This window comes from Pseudomonas sp. WP18, assembly GCF_036689585.1.
In the GTDB taxonomy this organism is placed as follows: Bacteria; Pseudomonadota; Gammaproteobacteria; order Pseudomonadales; family Pseudomonadaceae; genus Aquipseudomonas; species Aquipseudomonas chlororaphis_E.
This window is the reverse complement of record NZ_CP144758.1, coordinates 19,534-37,306: the sequence shown is the minus strand read 5'-3', so window position 1 is coordinate 37,306 and position 17,773 is coordinate 19,534. Positions and strand designations below refer to the sequence as shown.

Sequence of the window (17,773 nt, the reverse complement as noted above, 5' to 3'; positions counted from 1 at the left end):
CGCGATAGCCATCTGACTCGCAGCCGATCAACCCCTGACACAACTCTCAAGGACGCCAACCATGCTCGACTCCCTGGAAAAAATGCTCGCCAAGGGTGTGGATAACCCGTTGCTGCGCTTCGGCCTGGGCAAGGGCTATCTCGACCTTGGCGAATTCCCCCGTGCCGCCGAGCACCTGCAACGTTGCGTCGAGCTCGACCCCCAGTATTCGGCTGCCTGGAAACTGTTGGGCAAGGCGCATCAGGGCCGGGGGGATCTTGCGGCGGCGCGCGCGGCCTGGGAGCGGGGCCTGGACGCTGCCCGGGGCCATGGCGACAAGCAGGCCGAGAAAGAAATGACCGTGTTTCTCAAGAAACTCGACCGACAAGCCTGACGCCGCTGGAGCGCGTCGCCTTATAGCGACTCCAGGCACCCCGCCAGGTCATTGCCCAGTTTTTCCAGCAGTTGCTCGTATCCTTGCGCGGTCGCCGGGGTGTAGCCACCCAGCGCGTCCAGTTCCGCCAGCTTCACCGGCAACCCGGCCACCAGGGTTTCAGCCAGGCGTGGCCGCAGGGGCGGCTCGCTGAACACGCAGGTCTTGCCCACGGCCTGCAAGCGCGTACGCATCGCCGCTACGTGCTGGGCACCGGGCTGGACTTCGGCCGCCACGGCGAACACCCCGGTGTGCTTGAGGCCGTAGTGGTCTTCGAAATAGTCGAACGCTTCGTGGAAAACGAAATACGGCTTGCCCGCGACCCCGGCCAGACGGCCCTTGAGGCGTGTGTCCAGAGCGTCGAGACGCTGGTTGAAGCTCCCAAGGTTGCTTTGATAGCGCGAGGCATTGGCTGGATCGGCCGCGCTCAGGTCCGCGGCCATTTTTGCGGCGATCACTCGGGCATTGAGCGGCGAAAGCCACAGATGCGCGTCGATCGTGCCAGGACGGTGATCATGATCGTGCTCGTCGCCATCCTCGTCGGTATGGGAATGGCTGTCCTCGGCGAAATGCCGCAGTTTGAGTCCCGGCAAGTCCTGCAGCACGACAGAAGGCGCCGTACGACCGTTCAACACCCGCGGTAGGAAACCTTCCATGTCGGGGCCGATCCAGTAGAGCAGGTCCACCGACTGCACTTTGCGTACATCGGAGGGCCGCAGCGCGTAGTGATGGGGCGAAGCGCCGGGCGGCAGCAGCACCTCAGGCACGCCCACACCGTCCTGCACCGCCGCGGCAATCAGTTGCAACGGCTTGATACTGGTCAGGACCTTGACCTCGGCCTGGGCTGGGGCAATCAACAGGAAACTGGCGAAAAAAGCGACAAAGAGCAAAAAAAATCGGGACACGATGACCACTCGAAGAGGCGAGAACGGGTAACATAATAACGTCTCTCACTGAACTCGTCGCTGCCCATGCCTATTACACCCCTTGCCAGTCGCCCCCATGATCACTCCCACTGCGTGCACAGCGCGCTGTCCGAGGCCGATGCCATCTGCGCACGCCAAGGGTTGCGCCTGACGGCGTTGCGCCGCCGGGTGCTGGAGTTGGTCTGGCAAAGCCACAAGCCGCTGGGCGCCTACGACATCCTGGCGGTACTCAGCGAGCAGGATGGCCGCCGCGCCGCGCCGCCGACGGTGTATCGGGCGCTGGATTTCCTGCTGGAAAACGGCCTGGTGCATCGCATTTCCTCGCTCAACGCCTTCGTCGGCTGCAACCACCCGGAGCATGCCCACCAGGGCCAGTTCCTGATCTGCCGCGAATGCCACGCCGCCATCGAGCTGGAACAGAAATCCATCAGCGATGCGATCATCGCCAGCGCCCAGGATGTCGGTTTCGTGGTCGACACCCAGACCGTCGAAGTGGTCGGCCTCTGCTCCGGCTGCCAGGGGGCCTGATGAGCAACGCGTTGATCCGCCTCGAGCAGGTGGCCGTCAAGTTCGCCGGGCAGAACGTGCTGGATGACATCCACCTGAGCGTCGAACCCGGGCAGATCGTGACCTTGATCGGCCCCAACGGCGCCGGCAAGACCACCCTGGTGCGCGCCGTGCTGGGCTTGCTCAAGCCCGACAGCGGCCACGTCTGGCGCAAGCCGAAGCTGCGGATCGGCTACATGCCGCAAAAACTCCACGTCGATCCGACGCTGCCGCTGTCGGTCCTGCGTTTCCTGCGCCTGGTCCCAGGTGTCGATCGCGAGCGCGCCCTGGCGGCGCTCAACGAAGTCGGGGCCGAACAGGTCATCGACAGCCCGGTGCAAAGCGTGTCCGGCGGCGAGATGCAACGCGTGCTGCTGGCCCGGGCGCTGCTGCGCGAGCCGGAGCTGCTGGTACTCGACGAGCCGGTCCAAGGCGTCGATGTGGCGGGCCAGGCTGAGCTGTACAGCCTGATCACCCGCTTGCGCGACCGGCACGGTTGCGGCGTGCTGATGGTGTCCCATGACCTGCACCTGGTGATGAGCACCACCGACGAGGTGGTCTGCCTCAACCGTCACGTCTGCTGCTCCGGGCACCCCGAGCAGGTCAGCGGCGACCCGGCATTCGTCGAGCTGTTCGGAAAGAACGCACAAAGCCTGGCGATTTATCACCACCACCATGACCACGCCCACGACCTGCACGGTTCGGTGGTCATTGGTGCGCCGGTTACCCCCCATGTTCACGGAGATGGCTGCAAGCATGGCTGATTTTCTGTTGTATGCCCTGCTCGCAGGCCTGGCCCTCGCGCTGGTGGCCGGGCCCCTGGGTTCGTTCGTGGTCTGGCGGCGCATGGCCTATTTTGGCGACACCTTGTCCCACGCGGCGTTGCTCGGCGTGGCCCTGGGCTTTTTACTGGACGTCAGCCCGGCGGTGGCGGTGACCGTGGGCTGCCTGTTGCTGGCGGTGGTGCTGGTGACGCTGCAACAGCGCCAGCCGCTGGCGTCCGACACGCTGCTGGGCATCCTGGCACCGAGCACGTTGTCCCTTGGCCTGGTGGTGCTCAGCTTCATGCACGATGTGCGCATCGACCTGATGGCTTACCTGTTCGGCGACCTGTTGGCCATCAGCCCGGTCGACCTGTCGTGGATCCTGGGGGGCAGTGCCGCGGTGCTGGCGCTCCTGGTAGCGCTCTGGCGCCCGCTGCTGGCCGTCACCGTGCACGAGGAACTGGCGCGGGTCGAAGGCCTGCCCGTGACGGGGCTGCGCTTGGCCTTGATGCTGTTGATTGCGGTGGTCATCGCCGTGGCCATGAAGATCGTCGGTGTGTTGCTGATTACTTCGTTGCTGATCATTCCGGCGGCTGCGGCACAACGTCACGCCCGCTCGCCGGAGCAGATGGCCCTGGGCGCGAGCCTGCTGGGCATGCTCGCGGTGTGCGGCGGGCTGGCCCTTTCCTGGTTCAAGGATACTCCGGCCGGCCCATCGATCGTGGTCAGCGCCGCCGCGCTGTTTCTGCTGAGTTTTGTCCTGCCTCGTCGAGGGGTGTAGACTTGCTCGCTTTTTGCGCAAATAGAGAGTCGCAGGAATGAAGCCGTTCGCCTCCCGTTATCTGCTCCTAGTCGCGCTTTCAGTGCTACTGGGCGCTTGCCAGAGTACGCCGCCGGTCACCGAGGCCCCCGATACCCGGGGCCCGGCCATCGCGCAGCTGGAACAAAGCCTGGCCGCCAATGAGCTGGCCACCGCTGAAGACCAACTGGCCACCTTGCAGGCCCAATCGCCTGAAGATGCGTCGCTGGAACCCTTCCAACGCCAGTTGGCCGAGGCGTATCTGCGCCGCAGCCAGATCGACCTGCAAAAGGGTGACGTCAACGCCGCCGCCACCGCCCTGAGCCGTGCCCGAGCCTTGATGCCCAAGGCCCCAGCGCTTACCGGCGAGGTCAACAGCGCCATTGCACAAGCGCGCAAGGCTGACCTGGACAAAGCCGAAGCGGCCCTCAAGGCGGCCGAAGCCAAGCCGGTCGCCAAGCTGATCGACCCCAGCGCCGAAAGCACCACCGTGGCGTTGAACATTGCCGATGTGCAGCAAATGCGTCGCCAACTGGATGCCATTGCCGCCGATGTGGTGAATTACCAATGTGATGTCAGCATCCAGGCACCGCGCACCGATGATTATCCGTGGTTGGCGACACTGCTGACCAAGCGGGTCAAGAAACTCGACCCCGAGTTCGACTTGAAGCTGCGCAAGCAGATCCTGCGCAGCGTGCCGGCGCAGGTGGTTCTTACACCGCGCAAATCCTAAAAAGCCTCGCGAGCAGGCTCGCCCCCACAAGGTTCAGTGATTCATCACAGGACCCTGTGGGAGCGAGCTTGCTCGCGATGGCGTACTGACAGGCAACAGAGCCTTTTTCAGACACTCCTCAAGCCGGAATCGCCTTGGCCTTGGGCTCCCGCGCCCACACCCGGTGTTGCGCAATCGCGTCGAAGAATGCCTGGAACTTGCTGGCATCCGCGTCGGGAATCAGCCCGGCGTCCGCCTCCAGCTTCAACAGCACCAGCAACTGCCGGGCTTCCCCGTTGAGGGCGATGGCCTTCAGGTGCTTGTAGGCTTCCAACAGGTAATGCAACGCCACGCCATCGCTGCTCAGCGCCTGGATGGACTGCGCGCCGCCCGGGACGAACACCGCGTCGAAGGCAATCGACGGCATCCCTTCCATGGACGCGTCCACCGGCAACGTTTGCCCATCGGCGGTGGTGACCGGCGCAGAGGTCGGCCCCAAGACCTTGGCGTGAGCGCCCTCGGCCTCCAATGCCTGTTTGAGCGCATCGATGATCGCGCCATCGACGCCATCAGCCACCAGCACCGCGACCTTGCGGGTCTTGATGTCGCCCGAGAGCAGGTTCGCCTGGCTCAGGGCCGGGGATTTCTCCAGCGAAGGCGTCGGCACGTCCACGGTGCAAGCGGTGGGCGCCGGCAGACCCAGGTTTTTCGCTACTCGCCCGGCCAGTTCCAGGTCGATGTTGGCCAGGATCTCGTTGACCTGCCGCGCCCGGATGAACTCCCGCTCCACTTTGCCCAGCTCGAAGCTATAGGCCGCGATGATGTGCTCCTGCTCATGCGGGCTCATGCTCTTGTAGAACAGCCGCGCCTGGGAGAAATGATCGCCGAACGAATCGCTGCGCTGGCGGATCTTGTGGGCATCGATGCGCTCCGGATAACTCTCAAAGCCGCCGTCCTGCGGGCCGGGCGGGGTTTCCTTCGGCCAGCCGCCGTCGATGGAGTTCGGCTCGTAGGACGTGCGCCCCTTGTCGATGGTGGTGCGGTGCATGGCGTCACGCTGGCCGTTGTGCACCGGAGTGATGGCACGGTTGATCGGCAACTCATGAAAGTTCGGCCCACCGAGTCGGCTGATTTGCGTATCGGTGTAGGAAAAGAGTCGACCTTGCAGCAACGGGTCGTTGGAAAAATCGATACCCGGCACGATGTGCCCAGGGCAGAAGGCGACCTGCTCGACTTCGGCGAAGAAGTTGTCCGGGTTGCGGTTCAGCACCATTTTGCCCAGGGGCGTGATGGGCACCAGCTCTTCGGGGATGATCTTGGTCGGGTCGAGCAGGTCGAAGTCGAACTTGTGCTCGTCTTCCTCGGCGACGATCTGTACGCCGAACTCCCATTCCGGGTAGTCGCCCATCTCGATCGCTTCCCACAGGTCGCGACGGTGGTAGTCGGTGTCTTTACCGGCCAGCTTCTGGGCTTCGTCCCACACCAGGGAACAGGTGCCGACCTTGGGTCGCCAGTGGAATTTGACGAAACTGCTGCGGCCTTCGGCGTTGATCATGCGGAAGGTGTGCACGCCAAAGCCTTGCATGCTGCGCAGGCTTTTTGGAATGGCCCGGTCGGACATCGCCCAGATCACCATGTGGGCCGACTCCGGCACCAGCGAGACAAAGTCCCAGAAGGTGTCGTGGGCCGAGCCACCGGTAGGGATCTCGTTATGCGGCTCGGGTTTGACCGCATGGACGAAGTCGGGAAACTTGATCGCGTCCTGAATGAAGAACACCGGCATGTTGTTGCCTACCAGGTCGAAGTTGCCTTCGTCGGTGAAAAACTTCACCGCAAAACCGCGTACGTCCCGCACCGTGTCACCGGAACCCCGTGGGCCCTGCACAGTGGAAAACCGCACGAACACCGGCGTTTTCTTGCTCGGGTCTTGTAGGAAACCGGCCTTGGTCAGCGCCGAATGGGCTTCATAGCTCTGGAAGTAACCGTGGGCGCCAGTGCCGCGGGCGTGGACGATACGCTCCGGGATGCGCTCGTGGTCAAAATGCGTGATCTTTTCACGCATGATGAAGTCTTCCAGTAACGACGGCCCACGGGCGCCGGCGCGCAGGGTGTTCTGGTTGTCGGCGATTTTCACGCCCTGATTGGTGCGCAACGCCTGTTCGGTGGCGTCGGAGCGGAAGGTTTCCAGGCTGTCGAGCTTGGCGTTGGTGTTGCCGCGGTCCAGGGTGTCGGTCCCGGCCAACTGGCTCTTGTCGACCGGGGGCTTGTTGGTGCTCATCAGGCGTCACTCCTCTTTGCGATCTGTGGCTGCTTTAGGAGTGACCCGCACCGCCAGGCGGTGTTCCTTTTTTATGCCTTTGATCGCGTTATTGCCAAATGACAGGTCAGATCGCAAATAAATGCTAAGAACCTCTATACGGACAGGCTAAAATGCGCGCCCGGCTAACCGCTGATCTTTTTCCAACGCGCCCCACAAGGTTCGCTACGTGATCGAGTTTCAAAACGTCCATAAAACCTACCGGGTCGCCGGTAAGGATATCCCCGCCCTGCACCCGACCAGTCTGACGATTGAGAACGGTCAGGTCTTCGGCCTCATCGGCCATTCCGGTGCGGGAAAAAGTACCCTGCTGCGCCTGATCAATCGCCTGGAAGACTCCAGCGGCGGCAAGATCATCGTCGACGGTGAAGAAGTCACCGCCCTGGACGCAGGCGGCCTGCGGCGCTTTCGCCAGCAGGTCGGGATGATCTTCCAGCACTTCAACCTGCTGGCCTCCAAGACCGTGGCCGACAACGTGGCGCTGCCACTGACGCTAGCCGGCGAATTGTCCCGCAGCGAAATCGACCAGCGCGTCGCCGAGTTGCTCGCCCGCGTCGGCTTGTCCGACCACGCCAAGAAGTACCCGGCGCAATTGTCCGGCGGCCAGAAGCAGCGCGTCGGCATCGCCCGTGCCCTGGCGACCAAGCCCAAGATCTTGCTGTGCGACGAAGCCACCAGCGCGCTGGACCCGCAGACCACCGCCTCGGTGCTGCAACTGCTGGCCGAAATCAACCGCGAGCTGAAGCTGACCATCGTGCTGATCACCCATGAAATGGACGTGATTCGTCGGGTCTGTGATGAAGTGGCGGTGATGGACGCCGGCGTGATTGTCGAGCAGGGGCCGGTGGCCCAGGTGTTCCTGCACCCCAAGCACCCGACCACCAAGCGTTTCGTCCAGGAAGACGAGCAGATCGACGAAAGCGAACAGCGCGACGATTTTGCCCACGTGCCCGGGCGCATCGTGCGTCTGACGTTCCAGGGCGATGCGACCTACGCCCCATTGCTCGGCACCGTCGCCCGGGAAACCGGGGTGGACTACAGCATCCTGGCCGGGCGCATCGACCGCATCAAAGACACCCCCTACGGGCAACTGACCCTCGCCATCACCGGCGGTGACATGGAGGCGGCGTTCGCCCGCTTCACCGCGGCCGATGTCCACATGGAGGTGCTGCGCTGATGGAACTGCTGACGAATTTCTTTGCAAACATCGACTGGCTGGAAATCTGGCTGGCCACCGGCGACACCTTCCTGATGCTGTTCGGCTCGCTGTTGTTCACCGTGCTGCTCGGCCTGCCCCTGGGCGTGCTGCTGTTTTTGTGCAGCCCGCGCCAGTTGCTCGAAGCCCGCGGCGTTTATGCGCTGTTGTCGCTGATCGTCAACATCCTGCGCTCGCTGCCGTTCATCATCCTGTTGATCGTGATGATCCCGTTCACGGTATTGATTACCGGGACCTCGCTGGGCGTGGCCGGGGCGATTCCGCCGCTGGTGGTCGGTGCGACACCGTTCTTTGCCCGTCTGGTGGAAACCGCCCTGCGCGAAGTCGACCGCGGCATCATCGAGGCGACCCAGGCCATGGGCGCAACGACCCGGCAGATCATCGTCAATGCCTTGCTGCCGGAGGCCCGTCCGGGCATCTTTGCCGCGATTACGGTGACCGCGATCACGCTGGTGTCCTACACGGCCATGGCCGGTGTGGTGGGCGCCGGTGGCTTGGGCGACCTGGCGATCCGCTTCGGCTACCAGCGCTTCCAGACCGATGTCATGGTGGTTACGGTGGTGTTGCTGCTGGTGCTGGTGCAAGTCCTGCAAACCGTGGGCGACAAGCTGGTTGTGCATTTCTCTAGAAAATAAGGCGTCGTGCCAAAACCATGAGCCAGCCATTCGCTGGCAGGTGCCGCAAGCGGGCACTCACAAGGAGTTAGCTGAATGAAGAAGTTACTGGTTGCCTTCGCTGCCGTCGCAGCCTTTTCCGCCCACGCCGCCGAGACCCTGAGCGTCGCGGCAACGCCGGTACCGCACGCGGAAATCCTCGAGTTCGTCAAACCGGCATTGGCCAAGGAAGGCGTGGACCTCAAGGTCAAGGTCTTCACCGACTACATCCAGCCCAACGTACAAGTCGCCGAAAAACGCCTGGACGCCAACTTCTTCCAGCACAAGCCTTACCTGGATGAATTCAACAAGGCCAAGGGCACCCACCTGGTGGGCGTGGCCGGCGTGCACCTGGAGCCTCTGGGCGCGTACTCCAGCAAGTACAAGAAACTCGACGAACTGCCGGGCGGCGCCAACGTGGTCATCCCCAACGACGCCACCAACGGCGGCCGTGCGCTGTTGCTGCTGGCCAAAGCCGGGGTGATCAAGCTCAAGGATCCGACCAACATCCTGTCGACCATCAAAGACATCACCGAGAACACCAAGGACCTGAAATTCCGTGAACTGGAAGCCGCGACCATCCCACGCGTGCTGACCCAGGTCGACCTGGCGCTGATCAACACCAACTACGCGCTGGAAGCCAAGCTCGATCCGTCCAAGGATGCGCTGGTGATCGAAGGCAGCGACTCGCCTTACGTGAACATCCTGGTAGCGCGTGAGGATGACAAGGACAGTGAGGCGATGAAGAAGCTGGTTGCTGCGCTGCATAGCCCGGAAGTGAAGGCTTTTATTCTTGAGAAGTACAAAGGCGCGGTATTGCCGGCGTTTTGATTTGAAACGTAATGAATGAGTGAAGGCGGGGAGATGCATGGGAATGCATCTCCCCGTTTTTGTTTGGAGGATGAGCGTTGTGCGTTATGCCTGAACCAGTGCGTTAAAAAACCACTCGTAGAGTGCCTCTGGGTGGTATTCGGGAAAATACGCAACTAGCACGGTTGAAGTTACAAGCACCAGCACCACCAAAAGCGCGGTAAGTAGCTTTACCAACGTCGAGAGAGGTGGATTGGGCGGGCCGTATTTATTAATCGCTTTACGCCCCGGAAGCATGACGAGCGGAAGCGTTATCAAAAAGCCGATAACAGGGAACACGCTGAGAATTCCCCATATTATCGGACTCGAGCCTATATCACGTGCCCTGCGTACCAGTAGAGACACGTCGAGCAGGATGGCAGGAACGACAACGGTGACACCAACTATCAGCAAAACCACCAGTTGATGGCGCAACCCCACCATAAAGAACGCCAGCAAAATGCACGGAAGAACCAGCACCAAGGGCACACGAATCAGCCAGAAGCGCGCCAGAGAAATACGTCCGGAAAAATCAAGAATTCTGGGTTTTGAAAACGTGACAACCTCGTCGTCAATCAGTTGAGCGTCGCCCGGTTTGTATGGTTTTCGATTTCGCTGCTGATGCTGCCGAAAACCGGTTCTATCCTTGCCATTTAGCGCTGTTCCCTTGTGTTTTGATGGTGCTATTCACGTCACAACGTTTACGCCTCGTATCTAATCGAAGGCCGGCATCAAACTCAAGAGAAAACACTATCGTGTAAAGGGGGGCGAAAACCCGACATAACGCATCGGGTTTTCTTTTAACGGCTTACCCGTTTCGCGGCTCGACGTTATCTAACACTCGGTTAGCCAGCAACGAACTCAACTCAATCAACTGCTGGATACCAAGAGCAATATGACGACGTGAGCCTTCCAGGTCGAAGGCCAGGTTGCTGACCATCGCGTCGGCTGCCGCCAGGGTTTCGCTGAGGTTGGCGAGCAGGCATTCGTTGTCGGCGTTTTTTGCGACGGTGAAGAGCTGGCCCGGTTGGGACGCATCTTCTGATTTTGGTAGCAGGTAATAGTCCAAGACGCGGTTGGTGGCTTCGTCGTGTTTCTTGGCTTTGGATTTGGTTCGCGAGGAAGCTTGGTCCGCCTCTGGCGGATTCGGTGTAGGTTTGAACATTTACTAAGTCCTGTAGGTGAAGCCGCAACCCTCTAGCTACTAAACAAGGGGAGGCAGCTGTACGCAGGTTAGTAGACCGGGGACTTAGCAAGCCGGCGCGCCCGAGGGCGCCCTGCGCACAACCGCCATCAAATATAGGCATGGAGAAGCCTGTCTGACGGAGCTAATGCACCTACTAAATACCGCGGGCTACTAAACCCGACCACTGATGGGCAGTGGCAGGAAAACGATAGAGCCCAGGGGCAAGGTGCACAAGCGGGCAGATTCTGGCGTAGTTGTAGGCAATGACGCAAGGTTGGGTAGCCTGGCGGTCGGTTAGCGGCGGGAGGATAAACAGGGCTTGGGTTTGGCCTGCAAATTGGGGCTAGGTGGGTTTGCGCTTGGGGTTTGAATTGGCTTTGCGGTTTTGTCTGTAGGAGTTTTTCAGGGTGGTTGGGGCTGCTTTGCAGCCCAGCGGGAGCAAGCTCCCTCGCCACGAATGTTGACCGACTCGGGAATGCCCCGCTCGATACTTGGTAGCTACTTGTCTTTCGGCCAGAGAAGGAAGAGCCGAGGACAGAATAAAACTTACTCTTTCTTATCCGCAGGCACTCATGAATTCATTACACGAAGACAATCGAAAGCGCTTGATACGACTCATCGACCAGATCCCGGTTAACGCGAACCCCGAGGGTTGGACTCATGTCACCTCGATAGCCGTCGGCGGGCTGCTATCGGTAGGTTTCTCGCAGAAAGGTCCTTATTTGCTGGTTGTCTCAAGCTCGGGTCGGAGTGTTGTGCACTGCGACACAGGAGAAAAAATTGAGCGCGACTATGAAGAATATGCGGGCTTGAGTGAGCTCGGGTTGCATTGCCAGGGCATTGGCGTGATCGCCGATGAAGTCGTACCGCTGTGTGGCCTACAGGGCGGTGGCTTGCCCACCGGCAACATGGCCGGGGAAGGGCTGGAGTTGGTTTCTCCGGATTGGCCTGAAAACCGCCTTATTCTAAGCAAACCCTTCAAGGATGCCCTGATGGAGGGTCATCAAAAGGATTGCACGGTGATCTACAAAGAACACGTGAGGGCGTTCGGATTCTCCTGGTGTGGGAACTACATCGTCGCGGCGTGCAGCAGCGACCTCGATCTTTGGTCGAGAGCGTCAAAGCTGTAACGACAGCTAGCGCGGCGGCGAGGGCGTTGCAGTTGTACTTCATTGTTCTCCAACCCTCATGATAGATTCCCCGCCGCGACCTCTAATCAATAGAGGGCATTCAGGGAGAGAAGTGAGTGATCAAGTCTTTGTTGGTTGGGGCGTTGCTGGCAATGGCATCGGCATCTGCATTCGCGATGAGCTGCGATAACCCTAGAAACGCCTACGACAGAACCTATTGCGCGTCGCTGAAAATGGTTCAGTCGGATCAGGAGATCAATGAACAGTACAAGAAGACGATGAGTGCGCTGAACCCGGATCAGAAGAAAAAGGTGAAAGCCGCGCAAATCCAGTGGATCAAAAATCGTGACAGCGCTTGCTCCAACGATGGCCTGCTCTACCTGGACTGTGCCAATGAGAAGACCGAGGCGCGTATCGTCATACTCAAGGCTGTCGAGCGCGAGTGCCGTGCCGCTGGTTGCGACGACGCCAAGCTGTCGCAAGTCGAGTAAGCCGTAAAACAATGAGCATGCAGAGCTTGCTCTCGCTCATTCAACGGTGCGCTGCATCCCTTTCGCACCCGTGACTCATTCGCGGGACAAGCGAAAAGCCGCAAAGAGAAACCCGACGTAAGCGTCGGGTTTTTCTTTGGCGGGTTCACCCGCGATCCAACACCCGACTCGCCAGCCAGGCACTCAACTCGCCCGTGGCCGCTGACGAGGCATTCTCATTGCTACGCGGCACCGCGCTCGACCATCGCACGCCATGCCTGGACGCTGGGGCGCTGTTGCATCCTGGCGTGCCAGGCGCGCAGCGCGACACAGTCCTCGGGCACGGGGAGTTGCACCAGCGAGGCGAAGATCATGCCGCCCAACACGGCAATGTCGGCCATCGAAAACGCGTCGCCCGCCACGTAGGGTTGGTCTTTGAGCAGGTTGTCGAAATAACGCATGCCGCGGACAGCCTTGTCACCCATCCGGCGGCCCCACTCAGCGTTCTGGTACAGCTCGACCTGCGGGCCCAGGCCCGGCGTAGCGTGGTGGAAGTAGGCGCTGACGGCATCGAGGAATTCGATTTCGGCGCGCTTGGTCATCATATGGATGATGCCTTGCTCGAGCGGCGTCCTACCCGTCAGCGTCGGCTCACCGTCCAGGCCATCCAGGTACTGGGTAATGGCCGTGCACTCGGCGATTCGCGTCCCGTCATCCAGCTCCAGCACGGGCAATGTCCCGGAGTAGTTGATGGCCAGGAATTCAGGTGCCTTGTGCTCGCCGGTCCAGAGATTGATCGGTACGAACTCAACGTTCGACAGCAAGCCCTTTTCCACCAGCGCGATGCGCACGCGGGCGGGGTAGGGGCCGTTGAACCAGTCGTAGATTTTCAGCGTAGCGGGCGTTGAAGAAGCGTCACTGCGTTGCTGCGGAGCGGTCATGATTGTGTCCCTGCCTGTCAGTTGGTAGGCAAAGACTGAGCCTTATTTTCTACCTCGTCAAGCCCCTACCTGACAATTGGCAGGTAAGCGGTGATGGGCGTAGAATCCCTGCCTCTGATCCATTTGAATCTCGAAGCGAGGTGACAAACGTGAACGAAAATGCTCGAGAGGCCATTTTGGCGGCGGCCCGATCAGCCGCCCAACTGCACGGTTACAGCGGGATCAATTTCCGTAGCATTGCCGAAGAAGTCGGCATCAAGAATGCGAGCATCTACTACCACTTCCCGAGCAAGGCCGGTCTGGGTGCCGCGGTCGCCGAACGCTATTGGCAAGACACGCGCCAGGCTTTGGAGCAGATACGCGCCGCCCACCCCGATCCGGCTGAGTGCCTGCGGCGCTACCCTTCCATTTTTCGCAGCTCGCTGAAGAACGGCAACAGGCTGTGCCTGTCCAGCTTCATGGCGGCCGAATCCGAAGACCTGCCCGAAGAAGTGATGCGAGAGGTCAAGGCGTATGCGGACGTCAACGTGACGTGGCTGGCCCAAGTGCTGGTCGATGCCAGCGCCGGCACCCCGCAAGCCTGCGAGCGTCGAGCCTTGGCCATCTACACCGCCGTCGCGGGCGCGCAGTTGATTGCACGAACGCGGATGGACGTCGACCTGTTCGATGACCTGATAGCCAGTTACCAGGAAGCGGGATTGATTCCAGCCTGACTGTCGGCGCCCTTTGCCCAGGTGGTTTCCCAGCCGCGCGACTTTGCGCAGGCTACGTGCGTAATTCGGTTGTTTGCGTTGCTGGCGAGGTGCCACAATCGTTCTTTTTTTGCGTCAGGCTCAGGTGAATCACATGGATTGCCTAGGATCTCGGAGTGACCAGGATTTCTTCATCGCCGAGCAGGTGCGAACCGATCGATTGCAGCAACTCTTCCGCCAATCGGTTTCAGCGGTATTGGGCAGCTACCTGGCGGCCATCATGCTCAGTTGGCTGTGCTGGGACCGCCTTGAACACAGCGTGATCCTCTGGTGGCTGGGCATCCTGACCGGTACGACGCTGCTGCGCCTGTCGATGTTCGTGGCCTATTTCCGCAGCACCCAAAGTGAGCGCACACCGCAACGCTGGGAGCGCAGGTATTGGGCCACGCTGGTGCTGTCCGCCAGCGTCTGGGGGGGCGGGGCCTTCGTGATCATGCCGGCGGACGATCTGTTGTCCCAGGCGCTGGTCATGCTCTTTTCGGTCGGCATGTCCGTCAGCGCAGTGGCCTGTTACTCGGCCTACCGCGACATGACCCTCGTTTCCATCGGCCTGGTGCTGTTGCCGTGCACCGCCTGGCTGCTGGTCCAGCCGTCCACGATGCAAATGGGCCTGGCCCTTTCGATCCTGGTGTTCGCCGCCTTCGCCGCCCGCGCCACGCGGAAAATGTCCAAGGCCCTGGAAACCGCCTTCCGCCTGACCCGGGAAATGGAGCAGGCCAACAGCATCTCGACCCGTGCCGCCCAAACCGACGAACTGACCGGCCTGAAGAGCCGGCGAGCGTTCTTCGAACACGCCCAGCGGCTCTACCACGACTGCAAGATCCATCGCCTGGAACTGTGCGTGGTGATGCTGGACATGGACCATTTCAAGCACATCAACGACACCTACGGTCATCAAGTGGGGGATCAGGTCTTGCGGCAGATGGGCGTGGTCATCAGCTCGTCGTTTCGTGCCACGGATATCCACGGCCGGCTCGGCGGCGAAGAATTCGCCATTTTGCTGCCCAACACCTCCCTGGCAGTGGCCATCGACATTGCGCAGACGCTCGTATCGACGATTGCCGGGTTGAAGGTCGACCCCGTCCAACGCATCACCGCCAGCCTTGGCGTTGCCTCCACGGCGGCGGGGCATAAAGACCTTAATGGCCTGATGAACAACGCGGACAAGGCGCTGTACCAGGCGAAGGCGTTGGGGCGCAATCAGGTGGCGGTGGCGCAGCCGTCGTAAACCGGCAGTTATCCACAGGTCTGCCGCTGCACCCCGCTAGACAAGGCTGTCCACCACACCGCCATCCACGCGCAGCGCCGCCCCGGTGGTCGCCGAAGCCTGTTCCGAACTGACATAGATGATCATGTTGGCAACTTCCTCGACACGCGCCGCCCGCTGGATGATCGAGGTGCTGCGGTGCTGTTTGACGAAATCCGCCCCGACCTTTTCCAGGCTGTCCCCGGTGCGCTCGACGTCGGCCTGGAGCATCTGGGCAACGCCTTCGGAAAGCGTCGGCCCAGGCAACACCGAGTTTACCGTGACGCCCGTGCCGGCGAGGCGCTTGGCCAAGCCGCGAGCAATTGAAAGCTGGCCGGTCTTGGTGAAGCCGTAGTGGATCATGTCGGCGGGAATATTCACACCCGACTCAGACGACACAAACACAATCCGCCCCCAACCCCGCTCGACCATCCCCGGCGCATAGGCCCTGGAAACCCGCACGCCCGACATGACGTTGGTTTCGAAGAAACGCTGCCATTCGCTGTCCGGCGTTTCGAAGAAGTCTTCCAACTTGAAGATGCCCAGGTTGTTGATCACCACATCAAAGCGCGGGTACTTGGCGACCAATGCCCGGCAACCTGCCTCGTTGCTGAGGTCGCCAACAAAGCCTTCGGCTTTGGCAGCAAGGCCGCCCAGGCGTTGCAATGCGTCGTCCACGCTGCTCTGGCTGCGACCGTTGATGACTACATGAGCGCCGGCGTCGAGAAAACCTTTGGCGGTCGCAAAACCGATACCGCTGGTGGACCCAGTGACCAAGACCTGACGTCCGGTGAAATCGATGTTCATGAGGGGGAACTCCTTGATTAATGAACCAGAGGAAGTGCGATATTTCTGACTGAACGGTAGTCCGACGGATTTAGAGATGGCTTTTCCATCCCAACGTCGCCGATATCGCAGGCCCTTAATCATGGACACGATTGAGGCTTTGCGCCTCCTCGTGATCAAACAACCATCAGGAAGCCGACCGCACCGCCAGCTCATAGCTGATCATGGGAATGGCCGCTGCGCAGCCCGGCGGGAGCAAGCTCCCTCACCCCACGATTCGGTAGACCCGGCTTTCAGGCCTGCGCGCTGAATCGCTGCGCGGCACGCCGTTCAAGCATCGCGGCTTCCGTCTCTTGGGTCGCCAGTTCGCCTTTGTGCGCCAGTTGGTTGAAAAACAGCCCGTCCGAAAATTCCTGCGGCGGCACCGAACCGGCGCGCTTGAGCAGCGGTGCCAGGTCGATGGTGCTGGCGAAGTTTTCCTTGGTCAGATTGTAGCGGCCCAGATAGCTGCCAGACCAAGGCGAGTCGGCATCCACCATGTCGATGGAGGCGTCGCGCAAGGCGCTGGCATTGGCTTTCAAATCAGTGGATTCATTGAGCAGGTCGGTGAGGCGCTGGGTTTCCGAGGTGCTGAGCTGCCCGGCGGTATTGAGTACTTTCAGCTTGCCATCGGCCTCGACGGTGAATCCGTATTTCTTGCTGGCCAAATCCGGGTGGGTTGCCGACAGCGTTGACTGGAATGCCTCGAAGGAGGTTTTCAACGTGTTTTTCGCGCTCTCGGCGATCGCGGCATAGCGAGGAAAATCTGGCGATTGGGATCGACCGACCCAGGTGGTAATGGCCACCAGTGGTTGCTCCACGGTCTGGGTTTCTTCACTGGGGTGGTAGATGGCTGCTGGGCCAGCGCTTGCCAGCTCCTTTACAGAGCCTGTTGGAGGATGAGTGACCAACGTCTGACCGGAGCGGGTGAGGTGGGTGTTGGCGGGTGCAATAGAGGCGGCGCTAAGGGTGAGTTCCATTTCATCGGTCCATGATTGGCGGATACATCGGGTTATCGACAGCCGGGGACCGAGCTTTAGGAAGGGAGATGGCGTGAGGTGAAGTCAGTTAGTTATGTGGCGGCTGTTAGGGCGCTATCGCGAGCAAGCTCGCTCCCACAGGGATTTATGACGATGCAATGCCTGTAAACAGCCTGGAAAAACTGTGGGAGCGAGCTTGCTCGCGATAGCGGTGAGTCTGCTTGCATCTATGTTGAGCGGACAAAAGGACAAAAGGGGACGGATTTATTGAGGACAAAAGGGGACGGATTTATTAATCGGAAGGACTGCCCGCTTCTGGCCGGTTAGCGACCCTTCCTCTGTCCAGCCATCCTTATCCTTCGACACGTGGAGGACTAGTCATCAACATTTTCGCTACCTGCAGCCGCCAGCCTTGGAACAAAGGAAAGCTGGTCGGGTAGAAAGCTCCACTCAGACTGAGAGATATCTGGGCCATCCGGGTAAGGCTTCAAATTGCAGAACGAACCCGTGATCTTGCGTTCTTCGATCTGGCCATCGACAGCAAGCTTCGGGCCTGCGACTTAACCAAGCTTCGTGTGCGCGACGTCGCCCATGGCGAGCACGTATCACCACGCGCCATGGTGATGCAGCAGAAAACGCTGCGGCCAGTGCAGTTCGAGATCACCGAACAAACACGATTTGCTATCGCGGCCTGGATACACCAAGCCCAACTCCGGAGCGAGGACTGCCTTTTTCCGAGCCAGCTGCATACCTCAGACCCTCTATCAACACGTCAATACGCACGGATCGTCAAAGGCTGGGTGGAAGCCGTTGGCCTTGATCCAGCCATGTATGGCACTCACACAATGAGGCGTACGAAGGCATCGCTGATCTATCGCAAGACGAAAAATCTGCGAGCGATTCAACTGCTGCTCGGCCACACGAAGCTGGAGAGCACCGTTCGATATCTGGGAATTGAAGTCGATGACGCCCTGGAGATGGCGGAACAGACCGAGGTTTGAATATGCATAGCGACAGTCGAGCCCTGACCGTCGCTAACCGGCCAAGAG

At 60.5% G+C, this 17,773-nt stretch carries 19 protein-coding genes and 1 pseudogene; 13 read left to right on the top strand and 7 right to left on the bottom strand.

Annotated features, from left to right (window positions below):
• Window positions 1–61: 61 nt before the first annotated feature.
• Window positions 62–373 (top strand): tetratricopeptide repeat protein, encoded by a 312-nt coding sequence (locus tag V5F23_RS00180; RefSeq protein WP_338474079.1) that lies wholly within the window; start codon window positions 62–64, stop codon window positions 371–373.
• 20 nt (window positions 374–393) lie between these two features.
• Here V5F23_RS00180 and V5F23_RS00175 read toward each other — a convergent pair whose 3' ends face one another.
• A complete protein-coding gene (locus V5F23_RS00175) occupies window positions 394–1,317 on the bottom strand; it encodes a zinc ABC transporter substrate-binding protein (RefSeq protein WP_338474078.1) in 924 nt (307 codons plus the stop codon).
• A 66-nt stretch (window positions 1,318–1,383) separates the two neighbouring features.
• Here V5F23_RS00175 and zur point away from each other — a divergent pair, with 66 nt between their 5' ends.
• The 4 genes from zur to V5F23_RS00155 are packed head-to-tail and all read left to right on the top strand — an operon-like array spanning window position 1,384 to window position 4,180.
• Window positions 1,384–1,866 carry a zinc uptake transcriptional repressor Zur gene (zur, locus tag V5F23_RS00170; protein ID WP_042731209.1) on the top strand — a complete coding sequence of 161 codons (483 nt, stop codon included), beginning with the start codon at window positions 1,384–1,386 and terminating at the stop codon, window positions 1,864–1,866.
• On the top strand, window positions 1,866–2,648 hold the full coding sequence (gene znuC / locus V5F23_RS00165) for a zinc ABC transporter ATP-binding protein ZnuC (protein WP_338497201.1): 783 nt from the start codon (window positions 1,866–1,868) through the stop codon (window positions 2,646–2,648). The genes zur and znuC overlap by 1 nt, the downstream gene beginning before the upstream one ends.
• On the top strand, window positions 2,641–3,429 hold the full coding sequence (gene znuB, locus V5F23_RS00160) for a zinc ABC transporter permease subunit ZnuB (protein WP_338474076.1): 789 nt from the start codon (window positions 2,641–2,643) through the stop codon (window positions 3,427–3,429). Before znuC ends, znuB begins: the two co-directional genes overlap by 8 nt.
• A gap of 37 nt (window positions 3,430–3,466) precedes the next feature.
• Window positions 3,467–4,180, top strand: a complete 714-nt coding sequence (locus V5F23_RS00155; RefSeq protein WP_042731206.1) for a PA5502 family lipoprotein — start codon at window positions 3,467–3,469, stop codon at window positions 4,178–4,180.
• A gap of 118 nt (window positions 4,181–4,298) precedes the next feature.
• On the opposite strand, the gene katE is transcribed toward V5F23_RS00155, so the two are convergent.
• Entirely contained in the window at window positions 4,299–6,437 is a 2,139-nt protein-coding gene (gene katE / locus V5F23_RS00150) for a catalase HPII (protein WP_053148179.1), read from the bottom strand.
• A gap of 208 nt (window positions 6,438–6,645) precedes the next feature.
• Between katE and V5F23_RS00145 the strand changes: the two genes are divergently transcribed.
• The 3 genes from V5F23_RS00145 (at window position 6,646) to V5F23_RS00135 (ending at window position 9,176) form a co-directional block, all read left to right on the top strand.
• Window positions 6,646–7,653 carry a methionine ABC transporter ATP-binding protein gene (locus V5F23_RS00145; protein ID WP_047739361.1) on the top strand — a complete coding sequence of 336 codons (1,008 nt, stop codon included), beginning with the start codon at window positions 6,646–6,648 and terminating at the stop codon, window positions 7,651–7,653.
• Entirely contained in the window at window positions 7,653–8,327 is a 675-nt protein-coding gene (locus V5F23_RS00140) for a methionine ABC transporter permease (protein WP_041024679.1), read from the top strand. The genes V5F23_RS00145 and V5F23_RS00140 overlap by 1 nt, the downstream gene beginning before the upstream one ends.
• Window positions 8,328–8,402: 75 nt before the next feature.
• Window positions 8,403–9,176 carry a MetQ/NlpA family ABC transporter substrate-binding protein gene (locus V5F23_RS00135; RefSeq protein ID WP_123579305.1) on the top strand — a complete coding sequence of 258 codons (774 nt, stop codon included), beginning with the start codon at window positions 8,403–8,405 and terminating at the stop codon, window positions 9,174–9,176.
• A gap of 84 nt (window positions 9,177–9,260) precedes the next feature.
• On the opposite strand, the gene V5F23_RS00130 is transcribed toward V5F23_RS00135, so the two are convergent.
• Window positions 9,261–9,683, bottom strand: coding sequence for a DUF805 domain-containing protein (locus tag V5F23_RS00130; protein WP_338497196.1), 423 nt, complete (start codon window positions 9,681–9,683; stop codon window positions 9,261–9,263).
• 319 nt (window positions 9,684–10,002) lie between these two features.
• Window positions 10,003–10,359: a DUF6124 family protein gene (locus V5F23_RS00125; RefSeq protein ID WP_042732795.1), complete on the bottom strand. Its 357-nt coding sequence runs from the start codon at window positions 10,357–10,359 to the stop codon at window positions 10,003–10,005.
• Window positions 10,360–10,952: 593 nt separating this feature from the next.
• Here V5F23_RS00125 and V5F23_RS00120 point away from each other — a divergent pair.
• A complete protein-coding gene (locus tag V5F23_RS00120; RefSeq protein ID WP_052497400.1) occupies window positions 10,953–11,510 on the top strand; it encodes a hypothetical protein in 558 nt (185 codons plus the stop codon).
• 116 nt (window positions 11,511–11,626) lie between these two features.
• A complete protein-coding gene (locus tag V5F23_RS00115; RefSeq protein ID WP_080922152.1) occupies window positions 11,627–12,001 on the top strand; it encodes a lysozyme inhibitor LprI family protein in 375 nt (124 codons plus the stop codon).
• A gap of 221 nt (window positions 12,002–12,222) precedes the next feature.
• Here the strand turns inward: V5F23_RS00115 and V5F23_RS00110 are convergent, their stop codons facing one another.
• A complete protein-coding gene (locus V5F23_RS00110; RefSeq protein WP_338474073.1) occupies window positions 12,223–12,921 on the bottom strand; it encodes a glutathione S-transferase in 699 nt (232 codons plus the stop codon).
• 149 nt (window positions 12,922–13,070) lie between these two features.
• On the opposite strand from V5F23_RS00110, the gene V5F23_RS00105 reads away from it, so the two are divergent.
• Complete coding sequence (locus tag V5F23_RS00105; protein WP_338497194.1) at window positions 13,071–13,634, top strand: TetR/AcrR family transcriptional regulator; 564 nt, start codon at window positions 13,071–13,073, stop codon at window positions 13,632–13,634.
• 133 nt (window positions 13,635–13,767) lie between these two features.
• On the top strand, window positions 13,768–14,901 hold the full coding sequence (locus V5F23_RS00100) for a GGDEF domain-containing protein (RefSeq protein ID WP_047739365.1): 1,134 nt from the start codon (window positions 13,768–13,770) through the stop codon (window positions 14,899–14,901).
• 36 nt (window positions 14,902–14,937) lie between these two features.
• Here the strand turns inward: V5F23_RS00100 and V5F23_RS00095 are convergent, their stop codons facing one another.
• Window positions 14,938–15,726, bottom strand: a complete 789-nt coding sequence (locus V5F23_RS00095) for an SDR family oxidoreductase (protein WP_042732102.1) — start codon at window positions 15,724–15,726, stop codon at window positions 14,938–14,940.
• A 272-nt stretch (window positions 15,727–15,998) separates the two neighbouring features.
• Window positions 15,999–16,724: a hypothetical protein gene (locus V5F23_RS00090; RefSeq protein ID WP_123579299.1), complete on the bottom strand. Its 726-nt coding sequence runs from the start codon at window positions 16,722–16,724 to the stop codon at window positions 15,999–16,001.
• A gap of 380 nt (window positions 16,725–17,104) precedes the next feature.
• Here V5F23_RS00090 and V5F23_RS00085 point away from each other — a divergent pair.
• Window positions 17,105–17,725 (top strand): annotated as a pseudogene (locus V5F23_RS00085) (tyrosine-type recombinase/integrase).
• The last annotated feature ends 48 nt before the right edge of the window (window positions 17,726–17,773 follow it).